At 71.9% G+C, this 23,140-nt stretch carries 14 protein-coding genes; 9 read left to right on the top strand and 5 right to left on the bottom strand.

Features of this window, described 5'->3' with window-relative positions; all coding sequences use genetic code 11:
• Window positions 1–93: 93 nt before the first annotated feature.
• The 3 genes from L3078_RS31695 to L3078_RS31685 all read right to left on the bottom strand — a co-directional run bounded on the left by L3078_RS31695 (window position 94) and on the right by L3078_RS31685 (window position 3,625).
• On the bottom strand, window positions 94–861 hold the full coding sequence (locus tag L3078_RS31695; RefSeq protein ID WP_239757370.1) for an enoyl-CoA hydratase/isomerase family protein: 768 nt from the start codon (window positions 859–861) through the stop codon (window positions 94–96).
• An 84-nt stretch (window positions 862–945) separates the two neighbouring features.
• The gene (locus tag L3078_RS31690; protein ID WP_392310350.1) at window positions 946–2,205 is read right to left on the bottom strand and encodes a L,D-transpeptidase; all 1,260 of its coding nucleotides are present in this window, start codon (window positions 2,203–2,205) and stop codon (window positions 946–948) included.
• A gap of 193 nt (window positions 2,206–2,398) precedes the next feature.
• Complete coding sequence (locus L3078_RS31685; RefSeq protein WP_239757368.1) at window positions 2,399–3,625, bottom strand: L,D-transpeptidase; 1,227 nt, start codon at window positions 3,623–3,625, stop codon at window positions 2,399–2,401.
• 150 nt (window positions 3,626–3,775) lie between these two features.
• On the opposite strand from L3078_RS31685, the gene glgX reads away from it, so the two are divergent.
• The 9 genes from glgX (at window position 3,776) to L3078_RS31640 (ending at window position 19,657) form a co-directional block, all read left to right on the top strand.
• Window positions 3,776–6,031, top strand: coding sequence for a glycogen debranching protein GlgX (gene glgX, locus L3078_RS31680; protein WP_239757367.1), 2,256 nt, complete (start codon window positions 3,776–3,778; stop codon window positions 6,029–6,031).
• Between the two features lie 169 nt (window positions 6,032–6,200).
• Window positions 6,201–8,204 carry an ABC transporter ATP-binding protein gene (locus L3078_RS31675; RefSeq protein ID WP_239757366.1) on the top strand — a complete coding sequence of 668 codons (2,004 nt, stop codon included), beginning with the start codon at window positions 6,201–6,203 and terminating at the stop codon, window positions 8,202–8,204.
• The gene (locus tag L3078_RS31670) at window positions 8,201–10,171 is read left to right on the top strand and encodes an ABC transporter ATP-binding protein (protein WP_239757365.1); all 1,971 of its coding nucleotides are present in this window, start codon (window positions 8,201–8,203) and stop codon (window positions 10,169–10,171) included. Before L3078_RS31675 ends, L3078_RS31670 begins: the two co-directional genes overlap by 4 nt.
• Before the next feature lie 111 nt (window positions 10,172–10,282).
• Complete coding sequence (locus L3078_RS31665; protein WP_239757364.1) at window positions 10,283–11,140, top strand: alpha/beta fold hydrolase; 858 nt, start codon at window positions 10,283–10,285, stop codon at window positions 11,138–11,140.
• A 66-nt stretch (window positions 11,141–11,206) separates the two neighbouring features.
• The gene (locus tag L3078_RS31660) at window positions 11,207–13,006 is read left to right on the top strand and encodes an ABC transporter ATP-binding protein (RefSeq protein WP_239757363.1); all 1,800 of its coding nucleotides are present in this window, start codon (window positions 11,207–11,209) and stop codon (window positions 13,004–13,006) included.
• Entirely contained in the window at window positions 13,003–14,823 is a 1,821-nt protein-coding gene (locus L3078_RS31655; RefSeq protein ID WP_239757362.1) for an ABC transporter ATP-binding protein, read from the top strand. The genes L3078_RS31660 and L3078_RS31655 overlap by 4 nt, the downstream gene beginning before the upstream one ends.
• A gap of 252 nt (window positions 14,824–15,075) precedes the next feature.
• The gene (locus L3078_RS31650) at window positions 15,076–17,142 is read left to right on the top strand and encodes a M4 family metallopeptidase (protein ID WP_239757361.1); all 2,067 of its coding nucleotides are present in this window, start codon (window positions 15,076–15,078) and stop codon (window positions 17,140–17,142) included.
• A gap of 239 nt (window positions 17,143–17,381) precedes the next feature.
• A complete protein-coding gene (locus L3078_RS31645) occupies window positions 17,382–19,052 on the top strand; it encodes a M4 family metallopeptidase (RefSeq protein ID WP_239757360.1) in 1,671 nt (556 codons plus the stop codon).
• A gap of 68 nt (window positions 19,053–19,120) precedes the next feature.
• Window positions 19,121–19,657 carry a DUF1990 family protein gene (locus L3078_RS31640; protein ID WP_239757359.1) on the top strand — a complete coding sequence of 179 codons (537 nt, stop codon included), beginning with the start codon at window positions 19,121–19,123 and terminating at the stop codon, window positions 19,655–19,657.
• Window positions 19,658–19,700: 43 nt separating this feature from the next.
• On the opposite strand, the gene L3078_RS31635 is transcribed toward L3078_RS31640, so the two are convergent.
• Both L3078_RS31635 and L3078_RS31630 read right to left on the bottom strand, forming a co-directional pair.
• Window positions 19,701–20,282 (bottom strand): dihydrofolate reductase family protein, encoded by a 582-nt coding sequence (locus L3078_RS31635; RefSeq protein WP_239757358.1) that lies wholly within the window; start codon window positions 20,280–20,282, stop codon window positions 19,701–19,703.
• Between the two features lie 166 nt (window positions 20,283–20,448).
• Window positions 20,449–23,085 (bottom strand): glycosyltransferase family 1 protein, encoded by a 2,637-nt coding sequence (locus L3078_RS31630; protein ID WP_239757357.1) that lies wholly within the window; start codon window positions 23,083–23,085, stop codon window positions 20,449–20,451.
• Between the last annotated feature and the right edge of the window lie 55 nt (window positions 23,086–23,140).

Below are 23,140 nucleotides of genomic sequence, written 5' to 3'. Positions count from 1 at the left end.
CACCGCGTCAACTGCAAGCCCTTCGGCGGAACTTGTGGACCGGATTCAGCACGCGTCGACCGTGCCCGCGTGGCCGTCACACGAACGTGGCCGTCAGACGAACTTCGCCTTGCCCGGCCCCTCCTCCACGAAGCTCCGCATCCCGCGCTCGCGGTCCTCCGTGGCGAACAGCCCCGCGAACCAGTTCCGCTCGATCGCGAGCCCGGTCTCCAGATCGGTCTCCAGGCCCGCGTCGATCGACTCCTTGGCGGCCCGCAGCGCGATCGCCGGCCCCCGCGCCAGCCGCGCGGCCCACTCGTGCGCGGCGCTGTAGACCTCGTCGGCGGGGACGACCCGGTCCACCAGACCGAGCGCGAGGGCCTCGTCGGCCTTGACCATCCGGCCGGTGAAGATCAGGTCCTTGGCCTTGGAGGGGCCGACGAGCCGGGACAGCCGCTGGGTGCCGCCCGCGCCCGGGATCAGCCCGAGCAGGATCTCCGGCTGTCCGAGCTTCGCGTTCTCCCCGGCGATCCGGTAGTCCGCGCACAGCGCCAGCTCGCAACCGCCGCCCAGCGCATAGCCCGTGACGGCCGCGACGACCGGCTTGGGGATACGGGCGACGGCACTGAAGGAGTCCTGGAGGGGCCGGGCCCGCGCGACCATCGCCGCGTGGTCCATGGCCTGCATCTCCTTGATGTCCGCGCCGGCCGCGAACACCTTCTCCCCTCCGTAGAGGACGACGGCGCGGACGTCGTCCCGGTCCGTCGCCTCCTCGGCGAGTTCCTTGAGGCGGTCCTGGGTGGCGATGTCCAGGGCGTTCATCGGGGGGCGGTCGAGGCGGATGGTGCCCACGCCTTCGGCGACTTCGAGATGCACGGTCATGCAGGCAGGTTAACGGGGACTAACGACAACGGCTCCGGTGTGCTGTGTCACAGCGCACCGGAGCCGTACGTCGAGCGGAGAAGGCTACGCCTTCCACTTGTCCCAGGACATGTTCCAGCCGTTGTAGCCGTTGTCCGGGTCGACGATGCGGTCGTTGGAGTTCTTGACGACCACGACGTCACCGATCATCGAGTTGTCGAAGAACCAGGCACCCGGCGCCTTGCGGTCCCAGCCGCCGCGGGTGTCGCGCAGGCCGATGCAGCCGTGGCTGGCGTTGTAGTTGCCGAAGGCGTCGCCGCCCCAGTAGTTGCCGTGGATGAAGGTGCCGGAGTTGGTCAGCCGCATGGCGTCCGGCACGTCCTTGATGTCGTACTCGCCGCCGTAGCCGACGGTCTCGCCGTTCATCCGGGTCACGCTCAGGCGCTCGCTGATGACCATCTGGCCGTTCCAGGTCTCCATGCCGGGCTTGCCGGTGGTGACCGGGATGGTCTTGATGACCTTGCCGTCCCGCTCGACCTTCATGGTGAGCTTCTTGACGTCGACCGTGGAGACCTGGCTGCGGCCGATGGTGAAGGAGATCTTCTTGCTCTGCTCGCCGTAGACGCCGTCGCGGCCCTCGACGCCGTCGAGGTTGAGGTCGACGGTGACCTTGGTGCCGGCCTTCCAGTACTTCTCCGGGCGGAAGTCGATGCGGTCGTTGCCGAACCAGTGGCCCTCGACCTCGACGGCCGGCTCGGTCTTGATGGTGATGGCCTTCTCGACGTCCTTCGGCGCGGTGATGCCCCGGGTGAAGCGGACCGAGAACGGCATGCCGACGCCGACCTTCGAGCCGTCCTCGGGGGTGAAGATGCCGACGAAGGTGTTCTTCGGGGTCAGCGTGGTGAAGGAGGAGTCCTCGGCGGCCTCACGCCCCTCGGAGTCCTTCGCGACGGCGTGCACCTTGTACTCGGTGGCCGAGTTGAGGTGGATGGACGGCTTCCAACTGGAGCCGTCCTTGGCTATCTCGCCGGCGATCTTCTCGCCCTTGTCGTTCTCGACCGTGACCTCGGACAGCTTGCCCTTGGCGGCGGTCACCTCGAGCGCGCCGCTGGTCGCCACGTCATCGGCGCCGTTCTTCGGGGCGATGGAGACGACCGCCTCCGAGGCCCCGGTGGCCGCCGCCTTGTCGGAGGCGGTCTTGTCGGAGCCCTTGCCCTTGTCGCCGCCGGAGCCGGAGTCCGAGTCCCCGCCCCCGCCGCACGCGGTGACGGCGAGCAGCATCAGGACCGGCAGCATGGCCAGGGCCCCCTTGCGCCGCCGTGTCCGCGCGCCAACCGACGCCCCCGATATCGGTCGCCCGTTCAACTCTCTGTTCTCCCCTCGCACGGCCTGATCAGGCCCGCACCCCTACGCGCAGCGTGCGCGTACGCACGTACATTAACCAGATGATCGGGATGATTTGGCCTCGGTGAATGTCACCGTTCAGTCCCAACTTGAATCATCGCGCGCGCTGCCCCTGCCGGTGCCGGGCGAGGTGTCATGTCGCCGCTATGTCGGTCTACTTCACCGCGGCACCCGCTTTCCATTCCTTCCACCCCATGTTCCATCCTCCGAGGCCATTGTCGGGAGCGACCGTTTTGTCGTCACTGTTCACGACCTCGACGACGTCCCCGACGAGGCTGCGGTCGAAGAACCAGCCCGCGGGGGTGCCGGAATCGCCGCCCTTCACATCGCGCAGGCCGACACAGCCGTGGCTGACGTTGGCCCGGCCGAAGGCGTCCGGGGCCCAGTAGTTGCCGTGCAGGAAGGTGCCGGAGGTGGTCAGGCGCATGGCGTGCGGGACGTCCGGGATGTCGTACTCGCTCTTGCCGTTCGCCTTCCGGAAGCCCACGGTGGCCCCGTTCATCCGGGTCACCTCCAGCATCTCGGTGACGACCATCTTCCCGTTGTACGTCGTGGTCTTGGGCGCCCCGGCGGTGATGGGCAGCGTGGCGAGCACACCGTCGCCGCGTTCCACGCGCATGGTGTGCCGGGCCGCGTCGACCACGCTGACCTGGTGGCGTCCGACGGTGAACGAGAACGTCCGGTCCTGCTGGCCGTAGACACCGGGCGCGCCCTCCACGTCCCGCAGCCGCAGGGCGACGGTGACCCGGGTGCCCGGCCTCCAGTACCGCTCGGGACGGAAGTCGAGGCGTCCCCCGCCGAACCAGTGCGGGCGGACCTCGACGGCGGGCTCGGCGGTCACCTCGACCGCGCGTTCCACGGCCGCACGGTCCTCGATCACCCGGTTGAACTCCAGGGAGACGATCATCCCGGTGCCGACGGTGGCCCGGTTCTCGGGCTTGGCGTACGCGATGAAGCGCTCGTCGGGGACATGTGTGGTGAAGGTGACGTGGCGTGCCGAGCGCCGGCCGTGGCCGTCGAGGGCGACGGCGTCGACGGTGTACCGGGCGGCCAGCGCGAGCTTCGGTGAGCCGGTGGGGCGCCAGGTGAGCCCGTCGGCGGAGAGCCGGCCCGGGACGGGTGACTCCTGCGCGTCCTGGGACTTCACCACCTTGACGGACTCCAGGCGCCCACTGGGCACCTGTACTTCGAAGCGCTGCTCCGGGCGCACGCCCTTGCTGCCGTCCTCCGGTGTGACCCGGATCGTGTCGTCGGGCGCCTTTCCGCTGGTGAGCGGCGGTCCGGCGGAGCATCCGGCGACCCCGGCGAGCAGTCCGGCCCAGGTGAGCGCGGCGGCCAGGGCGGCCCCGGCGCGGCGCGCGTGCGTCTGTGCGTGGTTCACGTGCGGCCCAACGACGGCGCACGCCCCCGGGAAACGTGAGTGCGAGGCGTGCTCTGGGCAGAACCCTTGGGAGGACGACGCGATGGGGAGCGGTGACGGGACATCTCGCTCCCCTTCTCCGTCGCCCCACCGAGCCGCGGGAGGCCTGAGGTGTCGAGCGCAGCCGAGCAGGAGGAAGTACAGGGGACGCGGGGGGTGCCGGCCGCGCGGCCCGCCACCGTGCTGAACGGCGGCCGGCGGGAGGAGGCCGCGCCGGAGAGCAGGCCGGTGTGGCCGGGTGCGTCGACACCGCTGGGTGCCCGGTTCCGGGTGGGCCCCGACGGGGTCGCCGGCACCAACTTCGCGCTGTGGGCGGGCGGGGCGGAGTCCGTCGAGCTGTGTCTGTTCTCGGAGGCGGGTGAGGAGACCCGGCTGAGGCTGACCGAGCTGACCCATGAGATCTGGCACGGTTTCGTGCCGGGCGTCCTGCCGGGGCAGCGGTACGGCTACCGCGTGCACGGCCGCTGGGACCCGTGGACCGGCGCCCGATGGAACCCGGCGAAGCTGCTGCTCGACCCGTACGCGCGGGCCGTGGACGGCGAGTTCGGGCTGCCGCCGGAGGTGTACGGGCACGTCCGGGACTGGCCCGAGCAGCATGTCGCCGACACCGTGCGCGACGAACGGGACTCGGCGCCGCACGTCCCCAAGGGGGTCGTCGTCCACGATGACGACGACTGGGCGGACGACCGCCGCCCGAAGACCCCGTGGGCGGACTCGGTCATCTACGAGCTGCACGTCCGCGGCTTCACCATGACCCACCCCGGCATCCCGGAGGAGCTGCGCGGCACCTACGCCGGTCTGGCGCACCCCGCCGCGATCGAGCACCTGGTGAAGCTGGGCGTGACGGCGGTGGAGCTGCTGCCCGTGCACCAGTTCGCCCACGAGGACCATCTGCTGCGCCGGGGCATGCGCAACTACTGGGGCTACAACTCGATCGGCTACTTCGCCCCGCACGCGGCGTACGCCTCGTCGGGCACGACCGGGCAGCAGGTCGGGGAGTTCAAGCGGATGGTGCGGGCGCTGCACGCGGCCGGTATCGAGGTCGTGCTCGACGTGGTCTACAACCACACCGCCGAGGCCGACGAGCGCGGCCCGAGCCTGTCGCTGCGCGGCATCGACAACCGGGGCTACTACCGCCTGCAGGGCGACGCGCGCCGCTACGCGGACTACTCGGGATGCGGCAACACCCTGCACGTGGTCCAGCCGCACGTCCTGCGCCTGATCACGGACTCGCTGCGCTACTGGGTGACGGAGATGGGCGTCGACGGCTTCCGCTTCGACCTGGCGGCGGCGCTCGCCCGCTCGATGCACGACGTCGACATGCTCTCCCCGTTCCTCGCGGTCATCGCGCAGGACCCGGTGCTGCGGCGGGTGAAGCTGATCGCGGAGCCGTGGGACGTGGGCTCCGGCGGCTACCAGGTCGGGGCGTTCCCGCCGCTGTGGACGGAGTGGAACGACCGCTACCGGGGCGCGGTCCGGGACTTCTGGCGGGGCGCGCTGCCGGACGTGCGGGACCTCGGTTACCGCCTGTCGGGGTCGAGCGACCTGTACGCGTGGGGCGGTCGCAGGCCCTACGCCTCGGTCAACTTCATCACCGCGCACGACGGTTTCACGCTGCGCGACCTGGTGTCGTACGAGCGCAAGCACAACGAGGCGAACGGGGAGGGGAACCGGGACGGCTCGGACGACAACCGGTCCTGGAACTGCGGCGCCGAGGGCGAGACGGACGACGAACGCGTACGGGCGCTGCGGCGACGCCAGTTGCGGAACCTGGTGACGACGCTGCTGCTGTCCACGGGCGTGCCGATGCTGGTCGCCGGCGACGAACTGGGCCGCACCCAGGGGGGCAACAACAACGCGTACTGCCAGGACAACGAGATCAGCTGGCTCGACTGGAGCCTGCTGGAGGACCCCGCCTGGAAGGCCCTCTTCGACCTCACGTCCCGGCTGATCGCGCTCCGCCACGCCCACCCGGTCCTGCGCCGCCGGGCCTTCTTCTCGGGCCGCGCCCACTCGGCCGACGGCCTGCGTGACCTCGCCTGGTTCACGGCACGCGGCACCGAGATGACCGAACGGGACTGGTACGCGCCCACGGCGACGCTGGGCATGTATCTGTCCGGACGGGACATCCCCGGCCGGGACGCCCGGGGTGCCCCCGTCCTGGACGACAGCTTCCTCACCGTCCTGCACGCCGGCGACCGCCCGGTGAGCTTCGTGCTGCCGGGGACGCCGTGGGCCGGCCGCTACGAGGTGGTCGTCGACACGTCCCGGGAGGAACAGCGGGAGGGCCCGGGGGCGGTCCACCGGGCGGGCGAGACGGTGACGGTACCGGCGCGGTGCGTCCTGCTGCTGCGGGTGATCGGCTGAGGGTGAGGGACTGAGGAGGGCTGTGGGTGGGTCTCGCGGAGGTGGGTGACCGCACGGGAGACGGGAGGCCGGGAGCGGGGTCGCGCGGCTGTCCTAGGACTCACGGCCGAGGGTGGTCCGGCCAAAACTCGGTGGGCGTTGTCAGTGGCGATCCGTAGGCTCGCTGCTGATGCCCACGACACGTGCAACCGCAGAGGAACCCGACCGGACCGAGGAATCGGGCGCGGCCTCCGAGCCCGCGGAACCCGAGCGGGCAGGGCCGCCCGAGAAGGCCGCGGGGCGGTCCGCCGTACGTACGCTGCTGCGGCTGTGGCCGTATGTGCGGCCCGTGCGGGTACGGCTGTCCTTCGCCGCGTTCGTCGCGATCGTCGCCTCCCTCGTGGGCCTGTTCATCCCGCTCGTCCTGAAGTGGATGGTGGACGGACCGGTCGCCGACCGGGACCCGGCGGGCGTGTGGCTCGGCGCGCTGTACCTGCTGCTGCTCGGGCTCGCCGAGGCGTTGCTGTTCGGCCTGCGGCGCTGGCTCGTGGCACGGCCCCTCGCGGGGGTCGAGGCGTCGATGCGCGCGGATCTCTACCGGCATCTGCAGCGCCTCCCGGTCGCCTTCCACGACCGCTGGGCCTCCGGTCAGCTCCTCTCGCGCGGGACGACCGATCTGATGCTGCTGCGGATGTTTCTCGCCTTCCCGCTGACGTTCCTGCTGGTCAACGCGGTGACCATCGTCGTCGGCGTGATCATCATGCTCGCCCAGGACTGGACGCTGGGGCTGGTGATCCTGGGGCCCGTCGTGCCGGTGATCGTGACCTGCGTCGTCTTCGAGCGGAAGTACAACGCCGTCGCGCGCCTCGCGCAGGACCAGGTCGGCGACCTGACGACGGTCGTCGAGGAGAGCGTGCTCGGGATCCGCATCATCAAGGGGTTCGGGCGGCACCGCAGCCAGGCGCGCGCGTTCCGTGAGCTGTCCCGGACACTGCGCGGCACCGAGCTGCGCAAGGCCCGCCTGCTGTCGGCGATCTGGGGCGTCATCGTCACGCTCCCCGAGATCGCGATCGGCGCGGCGCTCGTCCTCGGCGTCGTCCAGGTCGCCGACGGCGTGCTGTCGGCGGGCACCCTGGTCGCTTTCCTCTCCACCGCGCTCGCACTCCGCTGGCCCGTCGACTCGATCGGCTTCCTCCTGGCGATGAGCCAGGAGGCGGCGACAGCGACGGAACGCTATTTCGAGGTGATGGACGAGGCCCCGGAGGGGTCGGCGACGGATGCCGCCCTAACTGCGGGCAGTCGTGCCGCTGGGGCGATGGGGGTCCCCCCGCTCGAGCGAAGCCGAGAGTGGGGGAGGGTGGGCGCAGCGGCACCTCCCAGCGAGCAGCGCCCCCTCCCCGACAGCGCCACCGGCACCCAGACCGGCACTCGCACCGGCACCATGCAACAGGGCGGGCTTCAGTTCCACGACGTCACCTTCCGCTACCCCGACGCCGCTCCCGACACGCCCCCCACCCTCGACCGCATCGACCTCCACATCCGCCCGGGCGAGTCGATGGCCCTGGTCGGCGCGACCGGCTCCGGCAAGACCACCCTCACCGCCCTCGTCCCCCGGCTGCACGAGGTGACCTCCGGCCGTATCACCCTGGACGGCCACGACATCACCGAGATGCCCCGGGACGCGCTGCGCGCCCTGGTCGCCGTGGCCTTCGAGGAACCCACCCTGTTCTCGGCCACCGTCGGCGAGAACGTGCTGATGGGCGCCCCACCGGACGCGGGCGAACCAGAGCTGGACCGCGCCCTGTCCATCGCCCAGGCGGAGTTCGCGCACGCGCTCCCGCAAGGCACGGCCACCCAGGTCGGCGAGCAGGGCCTCAGCCTCTCCGGCGGCCAGCGGCAGCGCCTGGCGCTCGCCCGCGCGGTGGTCGGCAGGCCCCGCTTCCTCGTCCTCGACGACCCGCTGTCGGCGCTGGACGTGCACACGGAGGCCGCGGTGGAGGCCGCGCTGCGCCGCGTGCTCGCGGAGACGACCGCGCTGATCGTGGCCCACCGCCCGTCGACCGTGCTGCTCGCCGACCGGGTCGCCCTGCTCTCCGGCGGCCGCGTCACGGCCGTGGGCACGCACCAGGAACTGCTGCGCACGAACACCGAGTACGCCCATCTGATGTCCGGCACCGAGGAGGACGAGCGATGACGGCGCCCCTGACCACCGCGCCGAACAAGGAACCGAACGAAGAGTCGAACGAGGAGTCGAACGGCGTGGCGAACGGGCAGTCGGCGGGCCGGTCGGGCGGGACGACCTCCCTGGAGAAGGCGCCCGACGACGGCGACCGGTCCACCACCGCGCCCCCCACACACCGGGCCCCCGCCGACGACCCCTTCGACCACGACGACCTCCCCACTCCCCCGGGCGCCACCCTCGCGCTGCTGCGCTCCCTGCTCGCGCCGATGCGGGCCCGGGTGGTCGTGGCGAGCGTGCTGCTCCTGCTCCAGCAGGCCGCGGTGCAGGCGGGCCCGCTGCTGGTGGCGTACGCCATCGACAGCGCCGTACCGGCGCTCCGGGACGGCCGGCACGGTCCGCTGATCGCGGTGGCGGTCGGCTATCTGGCGTGCGCGCTGGCGGCCGGCGGGCTGCAGTACCTGTTCATCGGGGCGTCCGCGCGGGTGAACCAGGACGTGCTGCTGGATCTGCGCGGCCGGATCTTCCGGCACGCGCAGGCACTGAGCGTCGACTTCCACGAGCGGTACACCTCGGGCCGGTTGATCTCCCGGTCCACCACGGACGTCGAGTCGCTGCGCGAACTGCTCAACGAGGGCCTGCAGGAACTCATCGGCGTGATCCTCGCGTTCGTCTACATCTCGGCGATGCTGCTCTGGCTGGACCTGGGACTCGGCGCGGCGGCGCTGGCGTCGTTCGTGCCGCTGTACGGGTTCGTGCGGATGTACCAGCGGCGCGCGGCGAGCGTCTACACGGCCCGGTCCAGCGCGATCGCCGCGGTGATCGTGAAGTTCGCGGAGACGATGAACGGGATCCGTCCGGTGCGGGCGTTCCGCCGGGAGGCCGCGAACGACGCCGAGTTCAGCGCCCTGAACCGGCACCACGAGCGCACGAACGGCGACGCGATCCTGGAGATGGCCCGCTATGTGGTCTGCTCTCGGGTGGTCGCCAACATCACGGTCGCGGCGATCGTGCTGTGGGGCGCGTACCGGGTGGCGTCGGAGTCGCTGGCACTGGGTGTGCTGGCGGCGGCGGTGCTGTATCTGCGGCGGCTGTACGACCCGATCGACCGGCTCGGCATGTTCCTCAACTCGTACCAGTCGGCGGCGGCTTCGCTGGAGAAGATCGCCGGTCTGCTGGCCCAGGCCCCGTCGGTCCCGGAGCCCGCCGAGCCGAAGGAGCTGCCGGCCACCGACCGTGAACTCCCGGGCCGTGAGGTCGTGTTCGACGGCGTACGGTTCGCGTACCGCACCGGCGGCGAGGTCCTGCCCCGGTTCGACCTCACCCTGGCGGCGGGCACCACGGTGGCGGTGGTCGGCTCCACCGGCGCCGGCAAGTCGACCCTCGCCAAGCTGGTGGCCCGCTTCTACGACCCCTCCTCCGGGCGGGTCCTGCTCGACGGCGTCGACCTGCGCGACCTCTCGGTGCCCGAGCTGCGGCGCGGGGTGATCATGGTGACGCAGGAGTCGTTCCTGTTCTCCGGCACGGTCGCCGAGAACATCGCCATCGGCCGCCCCGACGCCGGCCGCGAGGAGATCGAGCGCGCCGCGAAGGCCATCGGCGCCCATGACTTCATCAGCGCGCTGCCCGACGGCTACGACACCGACGTACGCAAGCGAGGTGGCCGTATCTCCGCCGGTCAGCGCCAACTCGTGGCGTTCGCACGGGCGTTGCTGGCCGACCCGGCCGTCCTCATCCTGGACGAGGCGACCAGCTCCCTCGACATCCCGGGCGAACGGGCGGTCCAGCGCGCCATGGCGACGGTGCTGCGCGGACGCACGGCCGTGGTGATCGCCCACCGCCTCTCCACGGTCGAGATCGCCGACCGGGTCCTGGTGATGGAACACGGCCGGATCGTGGAGGACGGCACCCCGGCGGACCTGATCGCGGGCACGGGCCGCTTCGCGGACCTGCACCGGGCCTGGCGGGACAGCCTGGCGTGACGCCCGCGATCCGATGGCACTCGCGACGCGGAACCCCGGTTGCGTCCGATGGCACTCGCAACGCGGAAACCCGGTTGCTCCCGCCCGAACGCCGCTGACAGGCTCTTGACCATGCCTACCTTCTCCGCGTACGACGGGACCGAGCTCGCCTACCACGTGTGCGGAGAGGGCCCCGCGGTGGTCTGCCTGCCCGGCGGGCCGACGGACTCCACGTACCTCGGCGACCTCGGCGGACTCTCCGCGCACCGGCGGTTGATCAGGCTGGATCTCCGGGGCACCGGCGAGTCCGCGACTCCCGAGGACACCGCCACCTACCGCTGCGACCGACTCGTCGACGACGTCGAAGCCCTGCGCGAGCACCTCGGCCTCGACCGGATGGACCTCCTCGCGCACTGCGCCGGCGCCAATCTCGCCGCGCTCTACGTGAGCCGTCACCCGGAGAACGTCGGCAAACTCGCGCTGATCACCCCGAGTGTCAGGGCCGTGGGCCTCACGATCACCGGTGACCTCCGGCTGGAGACCGCGCGACTGCGCCGGGACGAACCGTGGTTCCCCGAGGCGTTCGCGGCCCTGGAGGCGATCGTGGCGGGCAGGGCCTCCGCCGACAGCTGGCAGGCCGTCGCACCGTTCTCCTACGGCCGCTGGGACGAGGCGGCCCAGGCGCATCAGGCCGGCGGGGACGAACGGATGAACCCCGAGATCGTCGCCGCCTTCGGCGCCGAAGGCGCCTTCACCCCAGGCACCACCCGCACCGCACTCGCCCGGTTCACCCCACCGGTCCTCCTCCTGGCCGGTGAGGCCGACCTCGGAGCCCCTCCCGCCACCATGGCCGAGTTCGCGGCCCTCTTCCCGAACGCCGAACTCGCCGTCCAGCCCGGCGCCGGACACAACCCCTGGCTCGACGACCCCGACCAGTTCGTGGCAACCACCAGAGCCTTTTTGGAAGCCACCACTGCCTCGCCGTCATAACCCGCCCGCACCCACATCGCACCGCCCACTCGGCGTCATCCGAGTCCACACAGAAACCGGGGGCCGATGATCAACGCGTACGAGGACCCCGGCACCCCCGACCGCCGTGGCGGTGCCCGTTACCTGTGGTGGCTGGTCAAGCAGCAGGCCGGCCGTTCCGCCCTCGGCTCCCTCATCTCCTGCGCCTGGATGGTGCTGCTCGCCGCCACCCCGTACCTGCTCTCCCGCGCGATCGACGAGGGCCTGGCACCCGGCGACCATCGGGCCCTGGTCGGCTGGACGGCCGCCCTCTTCGGCTTCGGCGCCTTCAACGCCTGGCTGAGCATCATGCGCCACCGCACGATGACGCGGGTCCGGATGGACGCCAACTTCCGCACGGTGAAGGTCGTGATGGCGCACGCCGTCCGGCTGGGAGGGGCGCTGCGCCGCCGCGTCGGCACCGGCGAGGTCGTCACGATCGGCGTGGGGGACGTCCAGACGATCGCCGGCTCGCTGACGGTCATCGGGCCGGGGGCGGGGGCACTCGCCGCCTACCTGGTGGTCGCCGGGCTGCTGGTGTCGGTCTCGCTCCCCATCGCGGCGGTCGTGCTGCTCGGGATGCCGCTGATCGCGGTGATCGTGGGGCCGTTGATGCGGCGGTTGCAGGGCACGGAGACGGAGTACCGGGAGCGGCGGGGCGTGCTGACCGCGCGGATCGCCGACCTCGCGGGCGGGCTGCGGGTCCTGGGCGGGCTGGGCGGCAAGGGGCTGGTCGCCGACGCGTTCCACCGGGACTCGCAGCGGCTGCGGGCGCAGGGGTACCGGGTGGGGGCGGTGACCAGCTGGATGCAGGCGCTCGGGGTGGGGCTGCCGACGGTGTTCCTCGCGGTGGTGACCTGGCTGGCGGCCCGGCTCGCCGCGCAGGGGGCCATCAGCGTGGGCGAGTTGGTGTCGGTGTACGGCTACGTCACCGTGCTGGTGCGGCCGGTGTCGTACTTCGTCGACTGGGGGTACGAGGTCAGCCGCGGGGTGGTGGCCGCGCGGCGCGTCATCCGCTTCCTGGACCTGGAGCCGCTGCCGGACCACGGCACGACGGACGCGCCCGCCGAGCCGTCGACGCTGCACGACCCCGAGTCGGGGGTGCGGGTGCCGCCGGGCCGGCTGGTCGCGCTGGCCGCCGACCGGCCGGGCGACGCGGTGGCGGTGGTGGACCGGCTCGGCCGGTACGGCCCGACCGCGGTGACCTGGGGCGGGATCCCGCTGGACGCGATCCCGTTGGCGCAGGTCCGGGCGCGGATCCTGGTGGCCGATCATGAGGCCGACCTGTTCGCCGGTCGGCTGCGTGAACTGCTCGGCGGGCAGGGGGACGTCGACGACGAGACGGCCCGGCGGGCGTTGCGGGCGGCGATGGCCGAGGACATCGTGCAGGGCCTGTCGGACGGCCTCGACGCGACGATCGACGCGCAGGGCCGCAATCTCTCCGGCGGTCAGCGGCAGCGGGTGCGGCTGGCGCGGGCGCTGGTGGCCGACCCCGAGATCCTGCTCGCCGTCGAGCCGACCTCGGCGCTCGACGCGCACACGGAGGCCCGGGTCGCCGGCCGGCTCCGGTCCGCCCGCGCGGGCCGCACGACCCTGGTCATCACCACGTCACCCCTCGTCCTCGCCCACGCCGACACCGTCCTCCACCTGGTCGACGGCAAGGTCGCGGCCACCGGCACCCACCACGAACTCCTCACCACGGAACGGGGTTACCGCGCTCTGGTGGCCCGGGACACGGAAGAGCCGCCCGAGCCGCGAGGCGGGGGCGACGGGGAGGCGGCCGGGGACACCGGGGACGCGGAGAATACGGAGGGCACGGTGCACACGGACGCGGAGGTCCTGCGGTGACGGAGACGGCGGCAACGGCATCCCGCACCGGCGGTCCCACCCCCGACCCCTCCGGGCGGCTGCCCATCGCCGACGCGCGGGCCGTGCGGCGGGCGACCGTGCGGCTGGTGCGGGCGGACGGGCGGGCCTTCCTGGCCGTCCTGGCGCTGAACGGCGCGGCGGCCGCGACGGGACTGGCCGGGCCGTGGCTGGTGGGCCGGATCATCGACGAGGTGCGCGGCGGGGCCGGCGTCGGGGTCGTGGACCGGCTGGCGGCGGCGATCCTGCTGTGCGCGGTGGCGCAATTGCTGCTGGCGCGCTGGGCGCGGTACGTGGGGCACCGGTTCGGGGAGCGGACGCTGGCCCGGGTGCGTGAGGAGTTCGTGGACCGGACCCTGTCGCTGCCGGCGTCGGTCGTGGAGCGGGCGGGCACCGGTGATCTGACGGCGCGCGGCACGGCCGACGTGGACGCGGTGGGCAAGACCCTGCGTGACGTGGGCCCCGAGCTGCTGATCAGCTCGGTGCAGGCGCTGTTCCTGATCGGCGCGGTGTTCGCGCTGGACCCGTTGCTCGGGGTGTGCGCGCTGTTCGGACTGAGCGGCATCGGGGTGGTGCTGCGCTGGTATCTGCGCCGGGCGCGCACCGGTTATCTCGCGGAGGGCGCGGCCGGTTCGGAGGTCGCGGAGATCGTCGCGGCGACCGCGTCGGGGGCCCGCACGGTCGAGGCGCTGCGGCTGGAGCGTCGGCGGATCACCGCGAGCCGTGACGCCCTGGAGGAGTCCCGGCGCCGACGCTTCCACACCCTGTTCCTGCGGACGGTGTTCTTCCCCGGGGTCGAGGTCTCGTACTTCGTGCCCCAGGTGCTCGTCCTCCTCCTCGGCGGTGTGCTGCTCGCGCGTGGTTCGGTCACGCTGGGCGCGGTGGTGTCGGCGGCCCTGTATCTGCAGCAGCTGAGCGGCCCGCTCGACGAGATCCTGATGCGGGTGGAGCTGTTGCAGAGCAGCGGCGCCTCCTTCGCCCGGGTGGAGGGGCTGGCCGGGGCGCCGCGCACCGGCTCCGCCGCCACCCCGGAGCCCGCGGACGACCGTATCGACGTACGGGGTGTGCGGTACGCGTACGAGCGGGGCGGCGAGGTGCTGCGCGGGGTGGACCTGACGGTGCGTCCGGGCGAACGGCTCGCGGTGGTCGGCCCGTCGGGCGCCGGGAAGACGACGCTGAGCCGCCTGCTGGCCGGTATCGACGCGCCGACCGCCGGCACGGTGACGGTCGGCGGTGTGCCCGTCGTGGACCTCGGCCCGGAGCGGCTGCGCCGCCAGGTGGTCCTGGTCACCCAGGAGCACCACGTCTTCCTGGGCACGGTCCGCGACAACCTCCTCATCGCCGAACCGGCGGCCACGGACGAGGAGTTGTGGGCGGCGCTGTCGGCGGTGGGCGCGGACGGCTGGGTCCGTGACCTCCCCGACGGCCTCGGCACCCGCCTCGGCGAGGGCGGGCGCCGTACGGACGGCCCCCAGGCCCAGCAACTCGCCCTCGCCCGGGTGGTCCTGGCCGACCCGCACACCCTCATCCTCGACGAGGCCACCGCTCTCCTCGATCCCACCACCGCCCGCCACACCGAACGCGCCCTCGCCGCCGTGCTCCACGGCCGTACGGTCATCGCCATCGCCCACCGCCTCCACACCGCCCACGACGCGGACCGCGTGGCGGTGATGGAGGACGGCCGCCTCACCGAACTCGGCACGCACGAGGAGCTGGTGGCGGCGGACAGCGCGTACGCGGCACTGTGGCGGCGCTGGCACGGGGACGAGAGAACCCCGCCAGGTGAACGGTCCGTATAGCGAACACGATCAACCGGGCAACGGAGCATTTCCGGCCAACTTGTTGACGCGCTCCTGACAGGAAGCGCAATCTCCTGCCACTCTGCCCACAACCGCGGCACAGCAACCTCACAAGTAGCGCTCTCACGTGCCGCGCGGCACCCCCACGCATGTGGTTTCGCGTTCGTCAGTGCACACCTTGTTCTGCCCGGACGGCCACCAGCCGTCCGGTCTCCCCTGGCCGTGCGAACCGCGGCCACGCAGAAGGAGTCAGTGTTGAGACGCCAGTCCCACAGACGCACCTCCCACACCGGTAACACCTTCGGCCACACCGCCCGCCGGCGCACGGCCGCCGGCGCGCTCGTCGCCGTCACCGCCCTGTTGGCCGCGGCCGTCCAGTCGGGCGCCGCCACCGCCGCCCCGGAGAAGGCACCGTCGGCAGCGGGCAAGGCCACCGGCGCCGCCTCGGTCAAGCTCACCCCCGCCCAGCGGGCCGAGCTGATACGCGAGGCCGACGCGACGAAGGCGGCGACGGCCGAGGAACTGAGCCTCGGCGCCAAGGAGAAGCTCGTCGTCCGCGACGTGGTCAAGGACCGCGACGGCACCGTGCACACCCGGTACGAGCGGACGTACGACGGCCTCCCGGTCCTCGGCGGCGACCTGGTCGTCGAGACCACGAAGGCGGGCGAGACCGAGGACGTCGTCAAGGCCACCAAGGCGAAGATCGCCGTCCCGTCGCTGACGCCGACCGTCAGCAGGGCCAAGGCCGAGAAGCAGGCGCTCGGCGCCGCGAAGGCCGAGGATGCCAAGAGCCCGGACATCAACCGGGCGCCCCGCAAGGTCGTCTGGGCCGCGAGCGGCAAGCCCGTCCTCGCCTACGAGACGGTCGTCGGCGGCTTCCAGCACGACGGCACCCCGCAGGAGCTGCACGTCATCACGGACGCCACCAGCGGCGCCAAGCTGTACGAGTGGGAGGCCGTCGAGACCGGCACCGGCAACACGGTCTACAGCGGCCAGGTGACCCTCGGCACCACGCAGTCCGGTTCGACGTACAACCTGACCGACGGCGCGCGCGGCAACCACAAGACGAACAACCTCAACCGCGGCACGTCCGGCGCCGGGACCCTGTTCTCCGGCCCCGACGACGTGTGGGGCAACGGCACCCCGTCGAACCTGGAGTCGGCCGCCGCCGACGCCCACTACGGCGCGGCGCTGACCTGGGACTACTACAAGAACGTGCACGGCCGCAGCGGCATCCGGGGTGACGGCGTCGGCGCCTACTCGCGTGTGCACTACGGCAACAACTACGTCAACGCGTTCTGGCAGGACACCTGCTTCTGCATGACGTACGGCGACGGCTCGGGCAACGCCAACCCGCTGACCTCGATCGACGTGGCCGCGCACGAGATGACCCACGGCCTCACCTCCAACACCGCCGGTCTGAACTACAGCGGCGAGTCCGGCGGTCTGAACGAGGCCACCTCGGACATCTTCGGCTCCACGGTCGAGTTCTTCGCGGCGAACTCCTCCGACGTCGGTGACTACCTCATCGGCGAGGAGATCAACATCAACGGCGACGGCACGCCGCTGCGTTACATGGACCGGCCGAGCAAGGACGGCTCGTCGAAGGACGCCTGGTACTCGGGCATCGGCTCGATCGACGTGCACTACTCCTCGGGCCCCGCGAACCACTTCTTCTACCTGCTCTCCGAGGGCAGCGGCGCCAAGACCATCAACGGCGTCAGCTACAACTCGCCCACCTCGGACAACCTGCCGGTGACCGGCATCGGCCGGGACAAGGCGGAGAAGATCTGGTTCCGCGCGCTGACCACCAAGTTCACCTCGACCACCAACTACGCGGGCGCCCGCACCGGGACCCTGGCTGCGGCCGGTGAGCTGTACGGCACCACGTCCGCGGAGTACACGGCCGTGGCCAACGCGTGGGCGGGCGTCAACGTGGGCACCCGGCCCGGCGGTGGCGGGGGCGGCGGTACGTCGTTCGAGTCCACGACCGACGTATCGATTCCGGACAACGGGGCGGCGGTCACCTCGCCGGTCACCGTCTCCGGCCGGACCGGAAACGCACCCTCCAACCTCGCGGTCGCCGTGGACATCGTCCACACCTACATCGGTGACCTCCAGGTCCAGCTGGTCGCCCCCGACGGCACGGCGTACACGCTGAAGGCGTACGGCACCGGCGGCAGCACGGACAACATCAACACCACGTACACCGTGAACGCCTCCTCCGAAGTCGCCAACGGGGTCTGGCAGTTGAGGGTCCAGGACAACGCGGCCCGGGACACCGGGTACATCAACAGCTGGAAGCTGACGTTCCCGTAGGTCGGACCGGGCGCACGGGCGGGTCACCCCCGCGCACGCGCCTGTCGTTCCTCGTAGGCGCCGCCCCGGTGGGTCGATTCCCGCCGGGGCGGCGCCCGTTCACGTTCCCGCAACATTCACCGGACAGTTGACTTTCGGCCAACATCATCACCCCCTCCTGACATGAACACGACTCAGGTGTCACTCTTCCTCCACCCGCCGCACCAGCACCCCAGCACTCCCCCACATAAGGAGCTCGTGTGACTCCCCGACGTCCTCTCTACGCGCGTCACAAGCGCACCACGCTCGCCATCGCGACCGCCGTCGCCGCCGGCGCGCTCCTCACCACCGGCCTGACCTCCGGTGCCACCGCCCAGCCCGCGCCGGTCGCCGACAAGGCCAAGCCGGCCGGAGCCCCGGTCCTGCTGACCCCCGCCGCGCGCACCGCCCTGATCAAGAAGGCGGACGCGGCCACGGCCGAGACCGCCGACGAGATAGGCCTGGGCGCCAAGGAGGAACTGGTCGTCCGTGACGTCCTCAAGGACGCGGACGGCACGGTCCACACGCGCTACGAGCGCACCTACGGCGGCCTCCCGGTCCTCGGCGGCGACCTCGTCGTCCACGAGTCCAAGGCCGGCGACATCAAGAGCGTCAGCAAGGCGACCACCGCCTCCGTCAAGGTCGCCGACCTGACCGCGGACGTCACCAAGGCCACCGCCGAGAAGCAGGCGCTGAAGGCCGCCAAGGCCGAGGGCTCCACCAAGACGGCGGCCGACAAGGCCCCGCGCAAGGTCGTCTGGGCCGCGAGCGGCAAGCCCGCCCTCGCCTACGAGACGGTCGTCGGCGGCTTCCAGCACGACGGCACCCCGCAGGAGCTGCACGTCGTCACCGACGCGGAGACCGGCAAGAAGCTGTACGAGTGGGAGGCCGTCCAGACCGGCAGCGGCAACAGCCAGTACAACGGCCAGGTCACCATCGGCACCTCGCTGTCCGGCTCGACGTACCAGCTGAACGACGCCTCGCGCGGCGCCCACAAGACGTACAACAAGGCCCGCGCCACGTCCTCCTCGGCCGGCACGCTCTTCACCGACGCGGACGACGTCTGGGGCACCGGCACCGCCACCAGCTCCTCCACCGACCAGAACGCCGCCGTGGACGCCCACTACGGCGCCCAGGTCACCTGGGACTTCTACAAGAACGTCCTCGGCCGCAACGGCATCAGGAACAACGGCGTCGCCGCGTACTCCCGGGTCCACTACGGCAACGCGTACGTCAACGCCTTCTGGTCCGACAGCTGCTTCTGCATGACGTACGGCGACGGCGCGGGCAACACCAAGCCGCTCACCTCGCTGGACGTGGCCGGGCACGAGATGACCCACGGCCTCACCTCGAACACCGCCGGTCTGAACTACAGCGGTGAGTCCGGCGGCCTGAACGAGGCCACCTCGGACATCCTCGGCACTGCGGTCGAGTTCTACGCCGCCAACGCCAAGGACCCGGGCGACTACCTGATCGGCGAGAAGGTCGACATCCGCGGCAACGGCACCCCGCTGCGCTACATGGACCAGCCGAGCAAGGACGGCTCGTCGGCCAACTACTGGTCGTCGTCGCTCGGCAGCCTGGACGTGCACTACTCGTCGGGCCCGGCGAACCACTTCTTCTACCTCCTCTCGGAGGGCAGCGGCGCCAAGACGATCAACGGGGTCTCGTACAACTCCCCGACCTCCAACGGCGCCACGATCACCGGCATCGGCCGCGCCAAGGCCGTCCAGATCTGGTACAAGGCCCTCACGACGTACATGACGTCGACGACCAACTACAAGGGCGCCCGCACGGCGACCCTGAACGCGGCGTCCTCGCTCTACGGCGCGAGCAGCGCGGAGTACGCGGCGGTGAACGCGGCGTGGGCCGCGGTCAACGTCACCGCGTGACACACGGCTGACCCAGGGGCGGTACCCGGCGAGAAGGCGACTCCGGGTGCCGCCCTAGTCTGTGCGCCATGCCCGAAACCACCGGCCCGCTCCCCGAGGGCCCCTTCACCTACGAGGCCGTCGGCGCGACCCGCGAGGGCCACTGCCCGCCCGACTTCAGCCCTCTCCACGTCCGCTCGCGCATAGGCGAGGGCACGGACGTGTTCGAGCGCGCCGCGCACGCCGTCCGCACGTGGGAGATGCACCGCGCGCTGGGCGTCGGCATACGCGCCTCGGCCCCGGAGGCGGCCCCCGGCGTCGACGTGACGGTCACCCTGGGCGGCGTGATCAAGGCCCCCTGCCGCGTGGTGTGGACGGTCGACGAGCCCCGCCGCAAGGGCTGGGCCTACGGCACGCTCCCGGGCCACCCCGAATGCGGCGAGGAGTCCTTCGTGGTCGACCGCACGGGCGACGGCACGGTCTGGCTCACGGTCACGGCCTTCAGCCGCGGCGCGAAGTGGTACGCCCGCGCGGGCGGCGCGGCGACGAGGGGATTGCAGCACGCGTACGCCCGCCGGTGCGGGGTGGTGCTGCGGAGGCTGGCGGGGGACCCGAAGGGAGCGTGACCCGGTACGGCGGTCCGTGCGTCACCGCCGACGCCCGGACCGGTCAACGGCGCACCCGGTAGCGCAGGTGCAGCACCCGGTCGCCCTGGATCACCTCGTCCGGGTCCTCCAGCAGGTGCTGCGCGTGGACCGACCCGAAGTAGCGCTTGCCTGAGCCGAGGACCACGGGGACGACGTCCATGCGCACCTCGTCGACCAGGCCCGCGGCGAGCACCTGGCCACCGACGTCGCCGGCGGCGACCTCGACCACGCGGTCGCCCGCGAGCTCCTGTGCCTTGGCCACGGCCGCCTCGACGCCGTCGACGAAGTGGAACGGCGCTCCGGGGTCCCAGCCCTCGGGTTCCGGCCGGTGTGTCACGACGACCACGTGGTCGATCCCGCCCGGAGGCTTCCCGTCCCAGCCGTCCGTCAGGTCGAAGACGTGGCGGCCGACGACGGTCACCCCGATCTGGTCCCAGTACGGCCGGGTGTAGTCGTAGGACGTCCGCGACACCTTCAGCGCGCCGCTCTCGTCCAGGGGGACGTCACCGCTGGACAACCAGTCGAACAGCGGTCCGGGCTGGTCGTTCTCGTCCGCGACGAAGCCGTCCACCGACACCGAGCTGTACATGACCACCTTGCCCACGGGGCGCTCCTCTGCTGTGCGGTGCGGTGCCCCCCAAATTAGCGTCTCGTGCCCTGTCGCCGTCGACGGCGCGTCTCAGTCGCGTGGCCGCTGGGCAGCGGGCGAGGTGGGCCGTGCACCCCGCCCCGCAGCGGGCGGAGTGGGCCGTGCACCCCGCCCGCCCACGTCACCGCATCAACACCCCCGCCCCCTCCCCCAGCTCCTCCGAAGGCACCACCACCAGGCCCAGTTCGGCGGAGGAGGCGAGGAGGCGGTGGGTGGGGAGGATGCGGACCGTGTAGCCGAAGGAGCCCGTGCGGTCCAGGGAGAGCGGGCCCTCGTAGATCCAGCGGCCCTCGTCGTCGGGACCGCTCGCCGGCTTCAGCGGGACGCAGGTCGCGTCCGTGATGCGGTCCTCGCCGTCCACCCGGCCGGAGACGGCCTGGACCTCGACGTCGTCCGGGACCAGCTCGCCCAGGCCGACCCGGACGCGCAGCACCAGCGTCGCGCCCAGCTCGGCGGCCGTGCTGAGCGGGGCCGCCGAGGTCTCCACATGGTCCACGCTCACCCGGTGCCAGGCGCCCCGCACCCGTGCCTTCCACTCGGCCAGTTCGCGCGCCGTGTCCGGGGCGAGGGCGCGGTGGGCGCGGGCGGCCGGCGTGTAGAGGCGGTCGACGTACTCCCGCACCATGCGGCCCGCCAGCACCTTCGGCCCCAGATGCGTGAGCGTCTCGCGGACCATCTCGATCCAGCGGTCGGGCAGACCGCCCTGCCCGCGCTCGTAGAAGCGGGGGGCCACCCGGCGCTCCAGCAGGTCGTAGAGCGCCGCCGCCTCCACGTCGTCCCGGCGGTCCTGGTCCTCGTCGGACGCCGTGCCGTCCGCCGTCGGGATCGCCCAGCCGAAGTCGGGCCGGAACCATTCGTCCCACCAGCCGTCCAGGACGGACAGATTGAGACAGCCGTTCAGCGCCGCCTTCATCCCGCTCGTCCCGCACGCCTCCAGCGGGCGCAGCGGGTTGTTCAGCCACACGTCGCAGCCCGGGTACAGCTTCTGCGCCATCGCCATGCCGTAGTCGGGCAGGAACACGATCCGGTGGCGGACGCGTGGGTCGTCCGCGAACCGCACCAGCTCCTGGATCAGGCGCTTCCCGCCGTCGTCCGCCGGGTGCGCCTTGCCCGCGATCACGATCTGGATCGGGCGCTCCGGGTGGAGCAGCAGGTCCATCAGGCGGTCCTGGTCGCGCAGCATCAGCGTCAGACGCTTGTACGAGGGGACGCGGCGGGCGAAGCCGATCGTCAGGACGTCCGGGTCCAGCACGCCCTCGATCCAGCCCAGTTCGGCCGTGCCGGCGCCGCGCTGCCGCCAGGAGGCGTACAGGCGTTCCCGTACCTCGACGACGAGTTGTTCCCGCAGGTCGCGGCGCAGGTCCCAGATGTCCTGGTCGGGGATGTCGCCGACGGCGTCCCAGCGTTCGGAGCCGCCGACCGACATGGCGTCCTCGGTCCGTTCGGCGCCGATCTGCCGGGCGCCGAGCCGGAAGACCTCCGGGGCCACCCAGGTCGGTGCGTGCACCCCGTTGGTCACCGAGGTGATCGGGACCTCGTCCGGGTCGAAGCCCGGCCACAGGCCGGAGAACATCTCCCGGCTGACCTGCCCATGCAGCAGCGAGACCCCGTTGGCGCGCTGGGCGAGCCTGAGCCCCATCACCGCCATGTTGAAGACGTTCGGGTCGCCGCCCGGGTAGGTCTCCATGCCGAGCCCCAGGATGCGGCCCACGTCGATGCGCGGGAGTTCGGCGTCGGGCCCGAAGTGGCGGGCGACCAGCTCACGGTCGAATCGGTCGATGCCGGCCGGGACGGGTGTGTGCGTGGTGAAGACCGTGCCGGAGCGGACCGCCTCCAGACCGGCGTCGAAGTCGAGCCCCTCGTCGCCGAGTTCCGCGATGCGTTCCAGGCCGAGGAACCCGGCGTGGCCCTCGTTGGTGTGGAAGACCTCGGGCCCGGCGTGGCCGGTGAGCCGGCAGTACGTGCGTACGGCCCGGACACCCCCTATGCCGAGCAGCATCTCCTGGAGGAGCCGGTGTTCGCTGCCGCCGCCGTACAGCCGGTCGGTCACCCCGCGTTCGCCGAGGTCGTTCTCCTCGACGTCCGAGTCGAGCAGCAGGAGCGGCACCCGGCCCACCTGGGCCTGCCAGATCCGGGCGTGCAGCCGGCGGCCGCCGGGGAGCGCCAGGCCGACCTGCGCCTGGCTGCCGTCGGCCTCCAGGAGCGGCACCAGCGGCAGTTCGTTGGGGTCGAGCACGGGATAGTGCTCCTGCTGCCAGCCGTCCCGGGACAGGGACTGCCGGAAGTAGCCGTGCCGGTAGAGCAGGCCGACGCCGATCAGCGGGACCCCGAGGTCGCTGGCGGCCTTCAGATGGTCGCCGGCGAGGATGCCGAGGCCGCCGGAGTACTGCGGCAGCGCGGCCGTGATGCCGAACTCGGGCGAGAAGTAGGCGATGGCGGCAGGGAGTTCGGAGTTCTGCGCCTGCCCCTGGTACCAGCGGTCGCCGGTGACGTAGTCGCGCAGGTCGTCGGCGGCGGCGGTCAGCCGGCGCAGGAAGCGGCGGTCCTCGGCGAGTTCGGCCAGGCGCCGGACGGAGACGGAGCCGAGGAGCCGGACGGGGTCGCCGCCGGACGCCGCCCAGCGCTCGGGGTCGACCGACTGGAAGAGGTCACGGGTCTCCGGGTGCCAGGACCAGCGCAGATTGCGCGCCAGTTCGCTGAGCGGGTGGAGGGCTTCGGGCAGGACGGGTCGGACGGTGAATCTGCGGATGGCCTTCACAGAGGATTCCACCTTCGCGCAAGGACGTACGGGCCGGGGGACGCACTCCGCTGTG

It is taken from the genome of Streptomyces deccanensis, from assembly GCF_022385335.1.
GTDB classification, from domain to species: Bacteria; Actinomycetota; Actinomycetes; order Streptomycetales; family Streptomycetaceae; genus Streptomyces; species Streptomyces deccanensis.
The sequence above is the reverse complement of the archived record's forward strand: the minus strand, read 5'-3'. Positions and strand labels throughout refer to the sequence as shown.

Excerpts from the sequence above, each read along its gene's own strand:
- L3078_RS31695 (WP_239757370.1), bottom strand. The coding sequence starts at position 861 with ATGACCGTGCATCTCGAAGTCGCCGAAGGCGTGGGCACCATCCGCCTC.
- L3078_RS31675 (WP_239757366.1), top strand. The coding sequence starts at position 6,201 with ATGCCCACGACACGTGCAACCGCAGAGGAACCCGACCGGACCGAGGAA.
- L3078_RS31670 (WP_239757365.1), top strand. The coding sequence starts at position 8,201 with ATGACGGCGCCCCTGACCACCGCGCCGAACAAGGAACCGAACGAAGAG.
- L3078_RS31665 (WP_239757364.1), top strand. The coding sequence starts at position 10,283 with ATGCCTACCTTCTCCGCGTACGACGGGACCGAGCTCGCCTACCACGTG.
- L3078_RS31660 (WP_239757363.1), top strand. The coding sequence starts at position 11,207 with ATGATCAACGCGTACGAGGACCCCGGCACCCCCGACCGCCGTGGCGGT.
- L3078_RS31640 (WP_239757359.1), top strand. The coding sequence starts at position 19,121 with ATGCCCGAAACCACCGGCCCGCTCCCCGAGGGCCCCTTCACCTACGAG.